13 protein-coding genes are annotated in these 15929 nt (G+C 71.5%); 4 read left to right on the forward strand and 9 right to left on the reverse strand.

Features of this window, described 5'->3' with window-relative positions; translation table 11 throughout:
• The first annotated feature begins 21 nt into the window (after positions 1–21).
• Positions 22–1377, forward strand: a complete 1356-nt coding sequence (locus AERO9AM_RS12060) for a flavin monoamine oxidase family protein (protein ID WP_159576356.1) — start codon at positions 22–24, stop codon at positions 1375–1377.
• Positions 1378–1390: 13 nt separating this feature from the next.
• On the opposite strand, the gene AERO9AM_RS12065 is transcribed toward AERO9AM_RS12060, so the two are convergent.
• The 5 genes from AERO9AM_RS12065 to AERO9AM_RS12085 all read right to left on the reverse strand — a co-directional run bounded on the left by AERO9AM_RS12065 (position 1391) and on the right by AERO9AM_RS12085 (position 6213).
• Positions 1391–2431 (reverse strand): TIGR00730 family Rossman fold protein, encoded by a 1041-nt coding sequence (locus AERO9AM_RS12065; RefSeq protein WP_159576357.1) that lies wholly within the window; start codon positions 2429–2431, stop codon positions 1391–1393.
• A gap of 71 nt (positions 2432–2502) precedes the next feature.
• Positions 2503–2943: a cupin domain-containing protein gene (locus AERO9AM_RS12070; protein ID WP_159576358.1), complete on the reverse strand. Its 441-nt coding sequence runs from the start codon at positions 2941–2943 to the stop codon at positions 2503–2505.
• Positions 2940–3551, reverse strand: a complete 612-nt coding sequence (locus AERO9AM_RS12075; protein ID WP_159576359.1) for a pyridoxine/pyridoxamine 5'-phosphate oxidase — start codon at positions 3549–3551, stop codon at positions 2940–2942. The genes AERO9AM_RS12070 and AERO9AM_RS12075 overlap by 4 nt, the downstream gene beginning before the upstream one ends.
• Positions 3552–3611: 60 nt before the next feature.
• Entirely contained in the window at positions 3612–5369 is a 1758-nt protein-coding gene (locus AERO9AM_RS12080; RefSeq protein ID WP_159576360.1) for a proline--tRNA ligase, read from the reverse strand.
• Between the two features lie 70 nt (positions 5370–5439).
• Entirely contained in the window at positions 5440–6213 is a 774-nt protein-coding gene (locus AERO9AM_RS12085; RefSeq protein WP_159576361.1) for an isocitrate lyase/PEP mutase family protein, read from the reverse strand.
• Positions 6214–6262: 49 nt separating this feature from the next.
• On the opposite strand from AERO9AM_RS12085, the gene AERO9AM_RS12090 reads away from it, so the two are divergent.
• Together AERO9AM_RS12090 and AERO9AM_RS12095 are read left to right on the forward strand one after the other, a co-directional pair.
• The gene (locus AERO9AM_RS12090; RefSeq protein ID WP_159576362.1) at positions 6263–7678 is read left to right on the forward strand and encodes an RNB domain-containing ribonuclease; all 1416 of its coding nucleotides are present in this window, start codon (positions 6263–6265) and stop codon (positions 7676–7678) included.
• The gene (locus AERO9AM_RS12095; protein ID WP_159576363.1) at positions 7665–9017 is read left to right on the forward strand and encodes an erythromycin esterase family protein; all 1353 of its coding nucleotides are present in this window, start codon (positions 7665–7667) and stop codon (positions 9015–9017) included. Before AERO9AM_RS12090 ends, AERO9AM_RS12095 begins: the two co-directional genes overlap by 14 nt.
• 13 nt (positions 9018–9030) lie before the next feature.
• Here AERO9AM_RS12095 and AERO9AM_RS12100 read toward each other — a convergent pair whose 3' ends face one another.
• The 3 genes from AERO9AM_RS12100 to ispG all read right to left on the reverse strand — a co-directional run bounded on the left by AERO9AM_RS12100 (position 9031) and on the right by ispG (position 11550).
• The gene (locus AERO9AM_RS12100; protein WP_159577517.1) at positions 9031–9456 is read right to left on the reverse strand and encodes a GNAT family N-acetyltransferase; all 426 of its coding nucleotides are present in this window, start codon (positions 9454–9456) and stop codon (positions 9031–9033) included.
• A gap of 73 nt (positions 9457–9529) precedes the next feature.
• Positions 9530–10402: a hypothetical protein gene (locus AERO9AM_RS12105; RefSeq protein ID WP_159576364.1), complete on the reverse strand. Its 873-nt coding sequence runs from the start codon at positions 10400–10402 to the stop codon at positions 9530–9532.
• On the reverse strand, positions 10399–11550 hold the full coding sequence (ispG, locus tag AERO9AM_RS12110; protein ID WP_201298626.1) for a flavodoxin-dependent (E)-4-hydroxy-3-methylbut-2-enyl-diphosphate synthase: 1152 nt from the start codon (positions 11548–11550) through the stop codon (positions 10399–10401). The genes AERO9AM_RS12105 and ispG overlap by 4 nt, the downstream gene beginning before the upstream one ends.
• Before the next feature lie 243 nt (positions 11551–11793).
• Between ispG and AERO9AM_RS12115 the strand changes: the two genes are divergently transcribed.
• Complete coding sequence (locus AERO9AM_RS12115) at positions 11794–13698, forward strand: chorismate-binding protein (protein WP_159576365.1); 1905 nt, start codon at positions 11794–11796, stop codon at positions 13696–13698.
• 99 nt (positions 13699–13797) lie between these two features.
• Here AERO9AM_RS12115 and AERO9AM_RS12120 read toward each other — a convergent pair whose 3' ends face one another.
• On the reverse strand, positions 13798–15861 hold the full coding sequence (locus tag AERO9AM_RS12120; protein ID WP_159576366.1) for a PKD domain-containing protein: 2064 nt from the start codon (positions 15859–15861) through the stop codon (positions 13798–13800).
• Positions 15862–15929: the final 68 nt, after the last annotated feature.

Raw genomic sequence — 15929 nt, forward strand, 5'->3', positions numbered from 1 at the left:
GCGGAGTCCGGAGGAGGATGCGTGCCCGAGTTCGACACGGTCGTCGTGGGCGCCGGTATGGCCGGTGCGACCGCGGCACGACTGCTCACCGACGCCGGGCAGCGGGTGGTCCTGCTGGAGGCGCGGACCCGTGTCGGCGGCCGGATGCATACCGACCGCGCCGCCGGCTTCCCGGTCGATCTCGGCGCGTCCTGGATCCACGGGATCGAGCGCTCCCCGCTGTGGGACCTGGTGCAGGCCCTCGGAATCCCGACGGTGGAGTTCACGGTGGGCAGCTTCCAGGCCGGCGGGCGCCCGATCGCCGATTTCGACGGCACCGGACGGCGCATGTCCGCGGCCGAGAGCGAACGCTGGGTGTCCGAGGTCGCGATGGCCGACCGCGCTGTGGAGCGCGAGATCGCACGCTCCTCCCCCGGTGACACGTATCGGGAGGTCACCGAGCGGGCCCTTGACGGCCTGGAGCGTCTCGAGGATGCGATGGATCCGGAGCGCATCGACGAGATCCGCGAGTTCTTCCGGCACCGCGTGGAAGAGCAGTGCGGCGCCTGGATCGGCGACCTCGACGCCCACGGGCTCGATGAGGATGCGATCGATGGCGACGAGGTGATCTTCCCGCGCGGCTACGACGAGCTGCCGACACGGATCGCGGCGGGTCTCGACGTGCGGCTGTCCCACGTGGTGAATCGAGTGGAGCGCGGCGCGGACGGAGTGCGGGTGGACACCGACCGCGGCGCGTTCACGGCGGAGCAGGTCGTCGTGACCGTGCCGCTCGGCGTGCTGAAAGCGGGCGGGATCGTCTTCGATCCGCCGCTGCCCGACGATGTCGCAGGACCGATCGACCGGCTCGGGATGGGCATCTTCAACAAGATCTTCCTGCAGTTCCCCGAGCGCTTCTGGGAGGAAGGGGTCTACGCGATCCGAGCCCTGGGCGAGTCCGGGGAGCACTGGCACTCCTGGTACGACGTGTCGGCGATCAGCGGGCGCCCCACGCTGCTGACCTTCGCCGCCGGTCCGCTCGGCCGCCGCATGCAGACGCTCTCCGACGACGAGGTCGTGCGCGACGTGGCACGTGCCCTTGGCTCGCTCTACGGGGACATCCCCGCCCCGGACGCGCAGTGGATCACCCGCTGGGCCCAGGATCCGTACACGCTCGGCTCCTACTCGTACCTCGCGAACGGATCCTCGCACGCAGACCACGACGCCCTGTCCGGGCCGGTCGACGGAGTGCTCCACTTCGCCGGCGAGGCGACCTGGGGCGCCGAGCCGGCGACCGTCGGCGGCGCCTACGCCTCGGGGGTCCGTGCCGCGGAGCGCATCCTGGGGCGCCCGGTGGATCTCACCGCATTCGCTGAGGGGGTCCGGCACGGCGGGGCGTGACGCTCCGTCTCACTCAGCGCTCCGGGGCGGATCCGAGGCGGTTGATCGCGCCGATGAGGCGGAACAGGCCGCCGACGGCACGCTGGTTCAGATGCAGGCAGATCCGCGGGAGTTCCAGCGCATCCTGGTCTGCGAGTTCCGCGGGCTGCGGCCCGCACGCCTCGATCCGCCCGGGCGCGAGCAGGGTCCCGAACTGCGTGTTGAGCTGCGCGATCTCGTCGGGCGTCGGCTCGGCGCGCAGCCGCATCACCAGCAGGTCGCCGACCCAGCGCAGCGAGTCGTAGTTGCGCCAGAAACCGGTGATGACCGCCGTCGCCTCAGCGACGGAGTCGGTGATCGTCACGCGGTCGAAGTCTCCCGGCGAGATCACCCCGGTGGGCGCCAGCTCCTCGCGCACGAATCGCTCGAGGCCGTGCCAGAACCCGCCGCCGGGCTGATCCAGGAGCACGATCGGCATCGGCTCGGCCTTCCCGGTCTGCTGCAGGGTGAGCAGTTCGAACATCTCGTCCAACGTGCCGAAGCCGCCCGGCAGGCAGATGAAGCCGCGCGACTCCTTCATGAGCATGAGTTTGCGCGTGAAGAAGTACTTCATCGCCACGACGTGCTCCTGCTCGGCGACGATCGTATTGGCCTTCTCCTCGAAGGGGAGACGGATGGAGACTCCGAGAGAGCGCTCCGGCCCGGCGCCCTCGGCGGCGGCCTGCATGATTCCCGGGCCGGCGCCGGTCACCACCATCCACCCCTCCGCGGCGAGCGCGGCGGCAACGTCGCGCGCCTGCCGGTACAGGGGGTCGTCCTGAAGCGTGCGAGCGGATCCGAACACCGTCACCTTGGAGACGCCGTGGAACGGCGCGAACAGGCGGAACGCATCGCGCATCTCGCTGAGCGCAGCCGAGGCGATCTTCAGGTCGAGCCGATCCGTGCGATCCTCGCCGAGCAGCACCGCGGTCTGCAGCATCCGCAGCACGAGGCGCCGGTCGGCATACACCCCGGCGTCGTCGAGCACGGCGTTGATCTCGGCGCGCAGAGTCGGCGGCAGCAGTTCTTCGGTCATGCTCCCAGCGTGTCACGCGCGCGGGAACGCGGGGTGCCGCCGCGCGGGCGGGCGCAGCGGCGCCGTCTGCGTCAGTCCGCCGCACCCCAGGGCATCGGTCGCTCGGGCAGGCGCGCGCTGTCGTCGGGAAGGTGCGGCAGCGCCTCGCCGCCGGCGCGGATGCAGAGCCAGCGCAGCTCGCCGGGGCTGTCGGGCCGGGCGCGCCAGGTGCGCGGCACGTCCTGCCCCACGCGTACGACCGTGCCGGGGCCGACCTCGACGATGTCGTCGCCGACGCCCATCTGACCGCGCCCGGCGAGGAAGACGTAGAGCTCCTCGATGCGGGAGTGGGTGTGCCAGTAGCCCGCCTCCTCCCCCGGCTCCAGCGCGTTCGCGGTCATGCCGATGTACTGCATCGACAGCTCGTGGTCGACGACGCGGCGGCCGTCGCGCGAGCGTGACGGGTCGAACCCGCCGTAGTGCGCGCGCCACTTCTCCGGCGCGCCGATCTCCGCGACCTCGTAATCCGTCATGCTTCCTCCCTCTCGTCCGTGCCCTCGTCGGTTCGTGGCCCTTCGCCCTCGCCCGTCCGCCAAGTGTGCGACCAACCGTCGCCATTCCGCGTGTAGACGATGCGCGTGTGCCGGCGGTCCTGCGCGCCCTGCCAGAACTCGATCCGGCTCGGCACGATCCGCCACAGCACCCAGTCGCCCTCGGTCACTCCCGCACGAGCCGCCGCCGAGCGCGCGGCGAGATCCGCAGCGCTCTCCTCGGCCGTCCCCTCCTGCACCGGACCGCGCACCCGTACGGCGCGCAGCACGGGCTGCCACCAGAAGTTCAGCGCCGCCGCCGGATTCGTCGCGAGCTGACGACCCTTGGCGGACGAGCGGGAACCCGCGAACGCCCAGCCGCGCTCTCCGACATCCTTGAGGATGAGCGTGCGCGCGTCCGGCACGCCGTCGGCGTCGACCGTCGCCAGGGTCGCTGCGTGCGGCTCGGCCACCCCCGCCTCGGCCGCAGTAGCGATCCAGTTCAGGAACAGGGCGACCGGATCGCCCGTCACCGACGCGGGGTGCAGCGGCGGAGCGGATCCGGTGAGCGACGGGCGTGCCCGGAGCCAGGAGGCAGGCGTGGTGTCCATGCTCCCCATCCTGCCTCTGCAGCAGGGGGCGACGGGCTCAGCGCGCCGAACCCTCGACGCTCAGCGCGCGGTGAGCTGCTGCAGCGCCTCGGCGATCGCGACCGTGTCGCGCTCCCCCGTGCGGCGGTCCCACAGCTCGACCTGTCCATCGGCCGCACCTCGCCCGACGACGAGCACGCGCGGCACGCCCACGAGCTCCGCGTCACCGAACTTCACGCCCGGGGAGACCTTGGGTCGGTCGTCGTAGAGCACGTCGAGACCCGCGGACTCGAGCTGCGCGGCGACGTCCTCGGCCACCTCGAAGGCGACCTGGTCCCGGCCCGCCGCGACGACGTGCACGTCGAACGGCGCGACCGACGCCGGCCAGATCAGGCCCTTGTCGTCGTTGTTGAGTTCGGCGATGATCGCCAGGATCCGGGTGACACCGATGCCGTACGAGCCCATGGTGACGGTGACGAGCTTGCCGTTCTCGTCGAGCACCTTCAGGCCCAGCGCCTCCGCGTACTTGCGCCCCAGCTGGAACACATGGCCGATCTCCATGCCGCGCGCGAGATGCACCGGACCGGATCCGTCCGGCGCGGGGTCGCCCTCGCGCACATCGGCGATCTCCACGACGCCGTCCGCCGCGAAGTCGCGCCCCGCGACCACGGAGTGCGCGTGCTTCTGGTCGATGTTGGCGCCCGTGATCCAGCTCGTGCCCTCGACGACCCGGGGATCGACCAGGTAGCGGATCCCGGTCGCGGACTCCTCCCCGAGAATCGCCCCGGTCGGCGACCAGGGCCCGATGTAGCCCTTCACGAGCAGCGGGTTGTTCTCGAAGTCGTCCGCCGTCGCCGGCTCGACCTCGGCGGGGGCGAAGGCCACCTCGGCCCGCTTCTCGTCGACCTCGCGGTCACCAGGGATGCCCACCACGACGAGCTCACGGGTTCCGTCCAGGTGGGTCAGCGCGAGCACCACGTTCTTCAGGGTGTCGGCGGCGGTGTACTCGCCGTCGAGGTTCGCGTTGCAGTGCGCGACGAGCGTCTCGATCGTGGGAGTGTTCGGGGAGTCGAAGATCACCGGAGCGCCGTCGGCGTCGTACGGCACGGGGTCGGGCGCCACCGTGGAGAACGCCTCGACGTTCGCCGCGTAACCGCCCTCCGAGCGCACGAACGTGTCCTCGCCGACGGGCGTCGGGTGCAGGAACTCCTCGCTGCGGGACCCGCCCATCGCGCCGGCGTCGGCCTGGACGATGACGTACTCGAGGCCGAGGCGCTGGAAGATGCGCTCATAGGCGTCGCGCTGCGCCTGGTAGCTGGTCTCGAGGCCCGCGTCGGACGCATCGAACGAATAGGCGTCCTTCATCGTGAACTCGCGCCCGCGCAGGAGCCCGGCGCGGGGTCGGGCCTCGTCGCGGTACTTGTCCTGGATCTGGTAGATCGTCAGCGGCAGATCCTTGTACGACGAGTACAGATCCTTGACGAGCAGGGTGAACGCCTCCTCGTGCGTGGGCGCGAGCAGGTAGTCGCCGCCCTTGCGGTCCTGCAGACGGAACAGCAGGTCGCCGTACTCCTCCCAGCGCCCGGTCGCCTCGTATGCCTCGCGCGGCATGAGCGCGGGGAAGTGCACCTCCTGCGCACCGGCCGCCGCCATCTCCTCACGGATGACGGACTCGATCTTCGCCTTCACGCGAAGCCCCAGCGGCAGCCACGCGAAGATGCCCGCGGCCTGCGGTCGAATGTACCCGGCGCGGATCAGGAGCTTGTGGCTCGCGACCTCGGCGCCGGCCGGGTCTTCACGGAGCGTGCGGAGGAAGAAGTTCGAGAGACGAGTCACCACGGCTCAAGTCTAGTGAGGCGCCCGTCCCGCCCCGTGCGCGTTGCAGGGCGGGACGGGCGCGCAGCGCGGGTCAGTTGAGCGCGCGCGTGCTCGGCGGGATGATCCCGCCCCCGTAGATCTCCGACGCGCTGTCCAGGAGGGCGGTGAGCGCGACGCGCTGGGGCAGCGGACCGTAGGAGATGCGGGCCACGCCGAGCGCCTCGTACTCGGTCGAGGTGAGGGCGCCGGGAAGGCCGATCACGCTGACCTTGCCGTGCCCGATGCCCTCGACCAGCGCCCGCGTCGTGTCGGCGTCGAGGATGCCCGGCACGAACACGCTGGTCGCGCCCGCCTCGATGAACGCCCTGCCCCGCTCGATCGCGTCGGCGAGGGACTCCGCGGCCGGACGCCCGCCGCCGCGCACGAACGCGTCGGTGCGGGCGTTGAGCACGAAGGGCACGCCTTCGGCCTCGCCGGCGCGGATCATCGCCGCCACGTTCGCCGCGGCCTCGTCCAGCGGGCGCAAGCGGTCCTCGACGTTCGCGCCGACGACGCCGGCGCCGATCGCCAGGCGCACGGTCTCCCCCGGGTCGCCATAGCCGTCGTCGAGGTCGGCCGTCACCGGCAGCTCGACGGCGGCGGCGATGCGCCCCACCATGTCGAGCATGAGCTCGCGCGGGATCTCTCCGTCGGGGTAGCCGAACGAGGAGGCGATGGAATGGCCCGCCGTGGCGATGGCCGTGGTCTCCGGCAGGGCGGCGACCGCCCGGGCGGAGACGACGTCCCACACGTTCACGACGCGGAGGATCTCGGGGGCCGCGTAGAGCGCGGCGAGGGTGCGGGCCTTGTCGGCAGTGGTGGTCATGGCACCACGCTAACGGCCCTCAGGGACACACGGCGCTTAGGCTGACACCATGCCTCAGCGCCGATCGCACGTCGCCCCGTCCGCCGCGCAGTCAGAGCTCGCCACGGCACTCGCGGCCCTGCGCGCGGAGCTCGACGCACCGACCGAGTTCTCGGCGGAAGCGCTCGCCGAGGCCGCCGCCGAGCCCGCCACACCGGGCGTGGACCTGCGCGACATCCCCTTCGCGACGCTGGATCCGGCCGGATCCATGGATCTTGACCAGGCGTTCCACCTGGAGCGCAGCGGCTCCGGCTACACGGTGAGGTACGCGATCGCCGACGTCCCCGCGTTCGTGACGCCGGGCGGCGCTCTCGACGCCGCAGCCCGTGCCCGGGGCGAGACGCTCTACGCCGCTGACGGGACCATCCCGCTGCACCCGCCCATCCTGAGCGAGGACCACGCCTCCCTGCTGCCCGACCGGGACCGGCCCGCCCTGGTCTGGACCTTCGGGCTCGACGCCGCCGGCTCCGTCACCGGCACCCGTCTCGAGCGCGCGCTGATCCGGTCGCGGGCGAAGCTCGACTACGCCACGGTGCAGGCCGACCTCGACGCAGGGCGCGACTCCCCCGCGGCGCTCCTGCCGGAGATCGGGCGCCTGCGCCTGGAACAGGAGGCGCAGCGCGGAGGCGCGAGCCTGAACCTGCCCGATGACGAGGTGGTCCGGCGCGACGACGGCACCTACGCGATCGAGCGCCGGACGCCCCTGCCTGTGGAGGACTGGAACGCGCAGCTCTCGCTGATGACCGGCATGGCCGCGGCACAGCTCATGCTGCAGGCCAGGATCGGGATCCTGCGCACGATGCCGCAGCCCGACGATGCGGCGTTCCAGACGTTCCGCCGCCAGACCGAAGCGCTCGGCGTGCCGTGGACCACCGGGCGGTACGGCGACTACCTCCGCACGCTGAACAAGGAGGACCCCCGCACGCTGCCCATCCTGGAGGCGGCGTCCGCGCTCTTCCGCGGCGCCGGGTACGTCGCGTTCGACGGAACCGTTCCCGCCGACACGACGCAGGCGGCGATCGCCGCGCCGTACGCGCACGCCACCGCTCCCCTGCGCCGGCTCGTGGACCGGTGGTCGCTGACCGTCGCCCTCGCCGTGAGCCAGGGCGAGGAGGTGCCGGCGTGGGTGCGCCAGAGCCTGCCACTGGTCCCCGATCTCATGCGAGCCTCCGCGCAGCGCTCGTCGACCCTGAGCTCGCGCACCCTCGACCTGGTCGAGGCGGCTCTGCTGGCGCCCCGGGTCGGCGACACGTTCGACGCCGTGGTGATCCGGCGCAACGGCGAGCACGGCACGGTGCAGATCGAGGATCCGCCGGTGACGGCCTCCCTCGCGCTGCCGGACCAGGTGACGCCGGGAGCGTCGATCCGGGTCACCCTCACCGCCGCGGACATCGCGAAGGGGCAGGTGTCCTTTGCCGTCGCCTGACGACGCGCAGGACGCGCTCGCCGCGTGGATCCGGGACAACGCGCACTCATTGCGCACGCTCGATCCCGACGATGACGACGACTCCGACCTGGAGCCGCTCCTGGACATCGTCGGCGATGCGCGCGTGGTCGCGATCGGCGAGTCGATGCACCGCGTGCACGAGTTCTTCGCGCTGCGCCACCGGCTGTTCCGGTTCCTGCATCGGCGCGCCGGATTCACCGCATTCGTGACCGAGAGCGGGATGCCGGAGGGCCGCCGGGTCGACACGTGGATCCGCACCGGGGTCGGAGGGCTGCGTGACACCCTCCGCGAGGGCGTCACCTACGGCTTCGGCGCCTGCCAGGAGATGCTCGACCAGTTGACCTGGATGCGTGCGCGAGCGGCGACCGGCCACGGCGCGCCACGCTGGTACGGGATGGACCTGCCCGATTCATCCGCCAGCGCCCTGCCCGGCGTCCTCGCGGCGCTCGATCTTCTCGACGCCGTGGATCCGCACTACGCCGCACACGCGCGCGAGACCCTGGTTCCGCTGTTCGCCTATCTGCCCGACGACCGCTCCGGGCTGGCGCAGGCGGCGCCGACGATCCAGGCGTATCTCGCCCTGCCCGCCGACCGGCGTGCGCGCATCACGGTCGGCATCGCGGACCTCGCCGCCCGCATCCGCGCCCGGCGACGCGAGGAGGTAGCAGCACTCGGCGGCGGCGCGGAGAGCCGGGAGAGGGTCGACTTCGCGATCCGGGCCGCGGAGAGCGCCCGGGCAGCGGATTCGTTCCTGCAGGCGATGACCATGGGCGCCGTCCGCGCCTGGCCCGCCGCCAACATCCGCGACGAGTGGATGGCCGACACCGTCGAGTGGGTCCTGGAGCGCGAACCGCGGATCGTGGTCGCGGCGGCGAACGGGCATGTGCAGCGCACCCCGTTCTCCGCTCCCCCGTTCGTGCCGGATCCGATGACGACGATGGGCGGTCATCTCGCTGACCGGCTCGGCGATGAAATGGTGGTCATCGGAACCGCGTTCGGCGGGGGCGAGCAGTGGCTGCACCGCCCGTCGCCCGAGGACCCGCCGGGGCATTCGCGTCCGTTCATCGCGCCGCTCGGATCCCTGGATCCTGCCAGCCTCGATGCTGCGCTCGCGCGCTCCGGTGTCGGTGACGGGGTGCTGGATCTGCGGCGCCTGCCGCTCCCTGTCTCCGCGGCCGTAGACCGCACGACGGGCTGGCAGAACGGCGACGTGCTCCAGCCCGGGTCGGCCCGCGACGCCTTCGACGCCGTCGCCTTCCTCCGACGGGTGTCGCCCTGGCACACCTGGATCGACGAGCGCGGTCTCGACCAGCGCTGAACGGCGGGACGCTTCAGAGCTCGCGGATGTAGCAGAGCATGCGGTAGTCCTTGCCCGGCTCCACGTTGACGAAGCCGTGCCGTTCGTAGAAGCGGCGTGCTTCGGTGTCGATCTCGTCGACGTTGATGTGCATCTCTCCGCCGCCGCGGGCACGGACCTCGTCGATCGCGCGTCGCAGCAGCTGCGTGCCGATGCCGCCGCCGCGCAGATCGGGGATCACGTAGAGCTCGTCGAGCACGGCCAGCGGTCCGTCGCAGTAGACCGTGGGCCGCAGGGTCACCACCGCGTATCCGACCGGATCCGTCGGGTCTCCCGCGAACAGCACGAAGGCCGCCGGGTCGGCCATCAGGGCGCGGAAGCGCCGCTCCAGCACGGGGAGCGGCGGTGACGGATCGCCGAACTCGTCGCCGAAGTCGATCTGCAGCCGGGCGGCGATCATCGCCTGATCGACCGTGCCGATCCTGATGTCGATCGACTCCTTGCCCGCCACGGTCGCGCTCCGGCTCAGCGGCTCACGAAGGCGAGCCCGCGGGAACGGCCGTCGTGGTCATGACCAGGAGCTGCGGATCCGACAGGTCCAGCGACACCCGGATGGAGGCGAACTCCGCGAGTGATGCGACGTGAGTTCCGCCGCAGAGGATCGACGCGGTGCCCTCGGGCAGTTCGCAGACCCAGCGGCGACGGTCGACGATCGTGTCGCCGTCGAACTCGATCCTGCAGACGGCTGCCGAGGCCACCCACGCGTCCAGCTGCGCGTTGATGCGCTGCTCGCGCTCGGCGAGCGAGCCCGCGAACTCCTCGGTGTCGAAGCCGGCCTTGCGCAGGCTCTTGCCGAGGCGGTACTCGTCGACCGAGCCGTCGGGGTGGATGAAGCTCGTCTGGTTCGCCCTGCCCTCGAAGTCGGGGCTTCCGAGCGCATCGGAACCGGGATCCTTGCGCCACAGGTCCGCGACGGCGAGGTCCAGCGCCAGCGAGGCGAGGTGGCAGGCGGTGTGCCCGCGGCTCAGGCCCGCCCGGTACGCCGCGTCGACGGTCGCCTCGATCGCGGCCCCCGCGGCGAGCGCGGCCGGGACGGTCTCCACCCGGTGCCCGACCAGCCAGGTCCAGCCCTCCGCGCCGCGCTTGACGGGGATGGCGGCACCGATCGCGACCTCGCCCTCGTCGCTGACGGCCGCCATCACGGCCTCCGTCACGGCGACCTCGACGTCATCCGCGCGCAGCGCGCCACGGTCCCCCGGCTGGTCCGGCCAGGTGTGGTCGACCGGGTGGAACGGGGTGCGGTCCAGGACCACGACGGCGCCCTCTTCCGCGGGATGCACGCCCACGACGTGCGCGGATTCGACGACGGCCCCCGAGGGGAAGGTGACGATCGTGGCGCCGGTCACGACGTGACGACCTGTGCGGTGCCCAGCGGGGCGTTCGGGCCCATCTCGTCGGCGATGCGATTCGCCTCCTCGATGAGGGTCGCGACGATGTCCTCCTCGGGCACCGTCTTGATCACCTCGCCCTTGACGAAGATCTGGCCCTTGCCGTTGCCGCTGGCGACGCCGAGATCCGCCTCGCGCGCCTCACCGGGCCCGTTCACGACGCAGCCCATGACCGCGACGCGCAGCGGCACGGTCATGTCCTTGAGTCCCTCGGTCACGTTCTCGGCGAGCGTGTAGACGTCGACCTGCGCGCGTCCGCAGGAGGGGCAGGAGACGATCTCGAGCTTGCGCTCGCGGAGGTTCAGCGACTGCAGGATCTGGTGGCCGACCTTGACCTCCTCCGCCGGCGGAGCCGAGAGCGAGACGCGGATCGTGTCGCCGATGCCCTCGCTGAGCAGGATCCCGAACGCGGTCGCGGACTTGATCGTGCCCTGGAACGCGGGTCCCGCCTCGGTCACGCCGAGATGCAGCGGCCAGTCGCCCATCTGGGCGAGCAGGCGGTAGGCCTTGACCATCACCACGGGGTCGTTGTGCTTGACGGAGATCTTGAAGTCGTGGAAGTCGTGCTCCTCGAACAGCGACGCCTCCCAGCGCGCGCTCTCGGCCAGGGCCTCCGGGGTCGCCTTGCCGTACTTCTCGAGCAGGCGGGGATCCAGGGATCCGGCGTTCACGCCGATGCGCAGCGAGACGCCCGCATCCTTCGCCGCCTTCGCGATGGCGCCGACCTGGTCGTCGAACTTGCGGATGTTGCCCGGGTTGACGCGCACAGCGGCGCATCCCGCGTCGATCGCCTGGAACACGTACTTCGGCTGGAAGTGGATGTCGGCGATGACCGGGATCTGGCTCTTCTTCGCGATGATGTGCAGCACGTCGGCGTCGTCCTGCGACGGCACCGCGACGCGCACGATCTCGCAGCCGGATGCGGTCAGCTCGGCGATCTGCTGCAGCGTCCCGTTGATGTCGGTGGTCTTCGTCGTGGTCATCGACTGGACGCTGATCGGGGCGTCGCCGCCGACGAGGACCTTGCCGACCCTGATCTGGCGGCTCTTGCGTCGCGGGGCGAGGACATCGGGGATCCGGGGCATCCCCAGGTTCACAGCTGGCACGTCATCCAGGTTACCGGTGCGTGGCTGGACGGGATCCGCGCGCAGCCTGAGCGGGAGCCGTGTCCTGGTCCGTCACGACGAACGACGGGACAGCGTCGTTGTGATAGTTTCGGCGCATGTCCGCGAACCGCTCTTGGTGGCCCGCCTCCTAGGCGGTGAGTTCGCGTACCACGATCCAGACCGCCTTCCGGGGCGGTCTTGTCGTTTCTGCCGCGTCGGATCCCTTGCTCAGGAGCCCTTTTGATGACCACCGCCGACCGGATCCATTCCCTCGAGGCACCGTTCGTGCTGCTCGCCCGCGAGGGCTCGGACAGCGTCGAGCTGCTCACCGGCGAGATCGTCGATGTCGCCGACCTGGCCGACATCCCTCTCGACGCCGACGGCGAGCGCCGCGAGGTGTTCGCCCTCGTCCCCTATCGCCAGGTGCGCGAGCGCGGCTTCGAGGCGCAGGACGACGGTGCGCCGCTGCGCTGCCTGCTCGTCGACGAGCACCTGCGACTGCCCGCGGAAGAAGTGCTGGCGGCTCTTCCCGCGGAGCCGCTCCCCCTGCGCGACGGCGGCTTCGACCTCAGCGACGACGAGTACGCGGAAATCGTGCAGCGCGTGATCGCCGACGAGATCGGACGCGGCGAGGGCGCCAACTTCGTGATCCGCCGCGACTACACCGCGCGCATCGACGCGCAGACCCCGGAGGCGGAGCGCACGGCGGCGCTCACCTGGTTCCGCGCGCTGTTGGAGCACGAGCGCGGCGCCTACTGGACGTTCGCCGTGGTCACCCCCGGTGTGGTGGCGGTCGGGGCGAGCCCCGAGGCCCACGTCGTCGCGCAGGGCGGCGTGGTGACCATGAATCCGATCTCCGGCACGTTCCGCCACCCGGCCGGAGGGTCGACGACCGCCGCGCTCGGCGAGTTCCTCTCCTCCACGAAGGAGACCGAGGAGCTGTTCATGGTGGTGGACGAGGAGCTCAAGATGATGAGCGCCGTCTGCTCCGACGGCGGGCGCATCACCGGCCCGCACCTGAAGCAGATGTCGCGCCTCACGCACACCGAGTACATGCTGCGCGGCAGCAGCCGGCTCGATCCGCGCGACATCCTCCGCGAGACCATGTTCGCGCCGACCGTGACCGGCTCGCCGATGCAGAACGCGTGCACGGTGATCCGACGGCACGAGCGCAAGCCCCGTGGCTACTACTCCGGAGTGGCGGCGCTGTTCACGCCGAACGACGCGGGCGGCCACGACCTGGACGCCCCGATCCTCATCCGCACCGTGTACCTGAAGGACGGTGACCTGAGCGTGCCGGTGGGCGCGACGCTCGTGCGGCATTCCGACCCGGCCGGCGAGGTCGGCGAGACGCACGGCAAGGCGGCCGGTGTGCTGGGGGCGATCGGCGCCGTCGCGCGCGACACCGTGGCCGAATCCCGCGAGGATCCGGACGCTCCCGGCTCCGGCTCCACGCCCGCGGACGATCCCGGGATCCAGGCGCTGCTCGCCTCGCGCAACGCGCGCCTGGCCGAGTTCTGGATCAACCCGCAGGACGGAGCCGCCGGCGCCGCGGCCGCCGCGCCCTTCGCCGGCCGCACGGCAGTCGTGGTGGACGCCGAGGACCGCTTCACCACGATGCTCGCGCACCAGCTGCGCCACCTCGGGCTGGACGTGCGGATCCAGCCGTGGGCGGAGGCCGACGACGCGGACATCGACGCGGCGGATCTGCTCGTCGCGGGGCCGGGCCCCGGCGACCCGCGGGACGGCTCCTCCGCGCGCATCTCGCGGATGCGGGAGCTGGTCGCGCGCCGCAGGGAGAGCGGCCGTCCGCTGCTCGCGGTGTGCCTGAGCCACCAGATCCTCGCGGACTCGCTCGGGATCGAGCTGGCGCCGCTGGCGAGCCCGCATCAGGGGCTGCAGAAGTCCGTGCCGGTGTTCGGCGAGAACGCCTCGATCGGCTTCTACAACACCTTCACGGCGCGCGTCTCGCCGGGGACGAGCACGGTCGGCGTCGCCGAGGTGTCCGCGGATCCGGAGTCCGGCGACGTGTACGCGCTGCGCGGTCCGGGGTTCGCGTCCGTCCAGGGACACCTGGAGTCGATCCTCTCCCGCGACGGCATGACGACGCTGCAGCGGCTGGTCGGGCACGCGCTGCAGGGGCGCTGAGCCCCCCGTCGCCCCGAAGTCACCGCCGCCCGAGCCAGCCCGGAGCACGCCGAGGAGGCGCCGCCGATCGCCCGGCGACGCCTCCCGTGAGGGCATCCCCTACTTGGTGTTCAGCTTGAAGCTCCCGGTCCAGGTCGCCGCGGCGTAGCGTCCGGCGATCCCGGTCCACGACACCGTGACCGGATACGTGCCCGGCTTCAGCATCAGCTTCAGAGTGGTGGCGGCGACACCGTCCGCACCGGTCTGCGCCGTCACGGTCTGGCTGCCGATCACGAAGGTGACCGTCTGGTTCGCGATCGGACGCCCGAGGACATCGGTCACGGTCGCGGACAGCGGGACCCGCGCATTCGGCTTGCTCGTCAGAGTGCCCGTGTACGCGATCGACGACGCCATCGATGTCACCGTCTGCATCACCGCCGTGGAGCTGCTGGCGACATAGCGGGCGTCACCGGCGTACGCCGCCGTGATCGGATAGGAGCCTCCGGGGAGCGCCTCCGTCACGGTCGCGGCAGCGGAGCCCGTGCCGCCGGTGGTCGCCGTGGCCAGCAGCGTCGCGCCGCCGCCTGTGGTGAACGCGACCGGGGCCCCGTTCACGGCACGGCCGAACTCGTCGATCACGGCGGCGCGGTAGGTGACCGGTGCCGAGTAGGTCGCCGTCAGGTCGCCTGTGTACGACGTGCTCGTGGTCCGCGCACGGACCGTGACCGACACGTCCTTGCCGGTGCAGCCCCCATGCCGGTCGCACACGGTCACGGTGACCAGCGCGGTTCCCGGATCCGCCCACTGGTGCGTCTCCGAGGGCCCGCCCGTCACGATGGCCGATCCGTCGTGGAAGTCCCAGGCGTAGGTCAGCGTCGACTGCTCGGCGGCGCCGGGGTCCGTCGCCTGCGCCTGCAGCGTCAAGGGGCGCCCCCACGCGACGGTCGGATCGGCCGGCGTCACGATCACGGCCGGCGGAAGGTTGTTCACTCCGACGCCGAAGGTCGTGGTGCCGGACAGCCCGGTGACGTCGGTCGCGGTGACCATGCCGGAGAACGGCCCGGAGTCCGCGAACACGTGCGTCGTCGGATTCCCGTACGCCGTGCCGCCGTCGGAGAAGCTCCAGACGAACGTGGCGCCTGCCGCGCACGGTCCCGAGGCGGCGGCGCTGAACGGGATCGCGCTTCCCTCATCCCCCGTGTAGGACGCAGCCGCGGTCACGGTCGGCGGCACGTTGTTCGCCATCGCGCTGCCGAGCGCGTAGGCCACGTCGGGTGCCGTCTCCGCGAACCCGCTGTCGTCGGTGGCCAGCGTGTCCGTCGCGTCGTAGACGGTGATGTTCGGCGCTCCCGGGAGGGAGAACGGCGGGTACGGCACCACGACCGGAATGAGCGCCGGGGCCGAGACCTCGACCGCCCAGACGAGCTCCGTCACGGTGTGCACGGTTCCCTGCAGGCCCAGCCCGGAGAGGGCGTACGTCACCGGATCGCCGACCGGCGTCGTGCACGGCACGGACACCTGATCCGTCACCGGCTGACCGGTGCCGAGGTCGAGGGATCCGGTCTGCCCGTTCAGCGACCTCGTGGCGGTGACGGCCGAGACGGAGAACGTGGCGGTCGTGCGCAGCTTCGCCGAGACCTGCGGGTTGAGCGGGCAGGTGTTGGCATCGGGGACGGATCCGGGGATGTCGGGGCACGGCGGCGGGACCACGGTCACGTCGCCCGACTCCGCGACGCAGGTGGCGGTGTCGCCGTCGGCACCGAGGGTGCACGGCGTGCTGGCGTTCATGACCGTGGGCGCGAACGCGATGGGCACGGAGCTGCCGCTCACATCCACCGTGCCGGAGAAGCCGACCGTGTGCTCCACAGTCAGCGTTCCGGCACCGGGCTGACGCGTCACCTGCGGATTCAGCGCACCGCCCTGGCGCACCGTGCTGTCGTCCCATCCGACGGAGACGCTGTCCGTTTGTGAGAACGCCAGGTGCGTGGTGAGGCTGACGGAGCCGTTCAGAGCACCGGTGACGGTGTAGTCGGCGGCGGGCAGATCCATCGCCTGGCTGAAGGCGACGGTCTGGTTCTGGCCGACCGGACTCGCGAAGGCGGGAGCCGGTGTGAGGAGCGCGGTGACGACGGCGATCGCAAGACCTGTGATCGTGGCACGTCGCACCGCTGCGACAGTGTTCATCGAGGGGCCTTTCCTAGGGGGAGGCTGCGGGTTCCCGCAGCGTATGTCCCTAGAGAGTCGGCGCATGT

The organism is Microbacterium sp. 8M (genome assembly GCF_902506375.1).
In the GTDB taxonomy this organism is placed as follows: domain Bacteria; phylum Actinomycetota; class Actinomycetes; order Actinomycetales; family Microbacteriaceae; genus Microbacterium.

Excerpts from the sequence above, each read along its gene's own strand:
- AERO9AM_RS12065 (WP_159576357.1), bottom strand. The coding sequence starts at position 2,431 with ATGACCGAAGAACTGCTGCCGCCGACTCTGCGCGCCGAGATCAACGCC.
- AERO9AM_RS12070 (WP_159576358.1), bottom strand. The coding sequence starts at position 2,943 with ATGACGGATTACGAGGTCGCGGAGATCGGCGCGCCGGAGAAGTGGCGC.
- AERO9AM_RS12075 (WP_159576359.1), bottom strand. The coding sequence starts at position 3,551 with ATGGACACCACGCCTGCCTCCTGGCTCCGGGCACGCCCGTCGCTCACC.
- AERO9AM_RS12085 (WP_159576361.1), bottom strand. The coding sequence starts at position 6,213 with ATGACCACCACTGCCGACAAGGCCCGCACCCTCGCCGCGCTCTACGCG.
- AERO9AM_RS12090 (WP_159576362.1), top strand. The coding sequence starts at position 6,263 with ATGCCTCAGCGCCGATCGCACGTCGCCCCGTCCGCCGCGCAGTCAGAG.
- AERO9AM_RS12100 (WP_159577517.1), bottom strand. The coding sequence starts at position 9,456 with ATGATCGCCGCCCGGCTGCAGATCGACTTCGGCGACGAGTTCGGCGAT.
- AERO9AM_RS12115 (WP_159576365.1), top strand. The coding sequence starts at position 11,794 with ATGACCACCGCCGACCGGATCCATTCCCTCGAGGCACCGTTCGTGCTG.
- AERO9AM_RS12120 (WP_159576366.1), bottom strand. The coding sequence starts at position 15,861 with ATGAACACTGTCGCAGCGGTGCGACGTGCCACGATCACAGGTCTTGCG.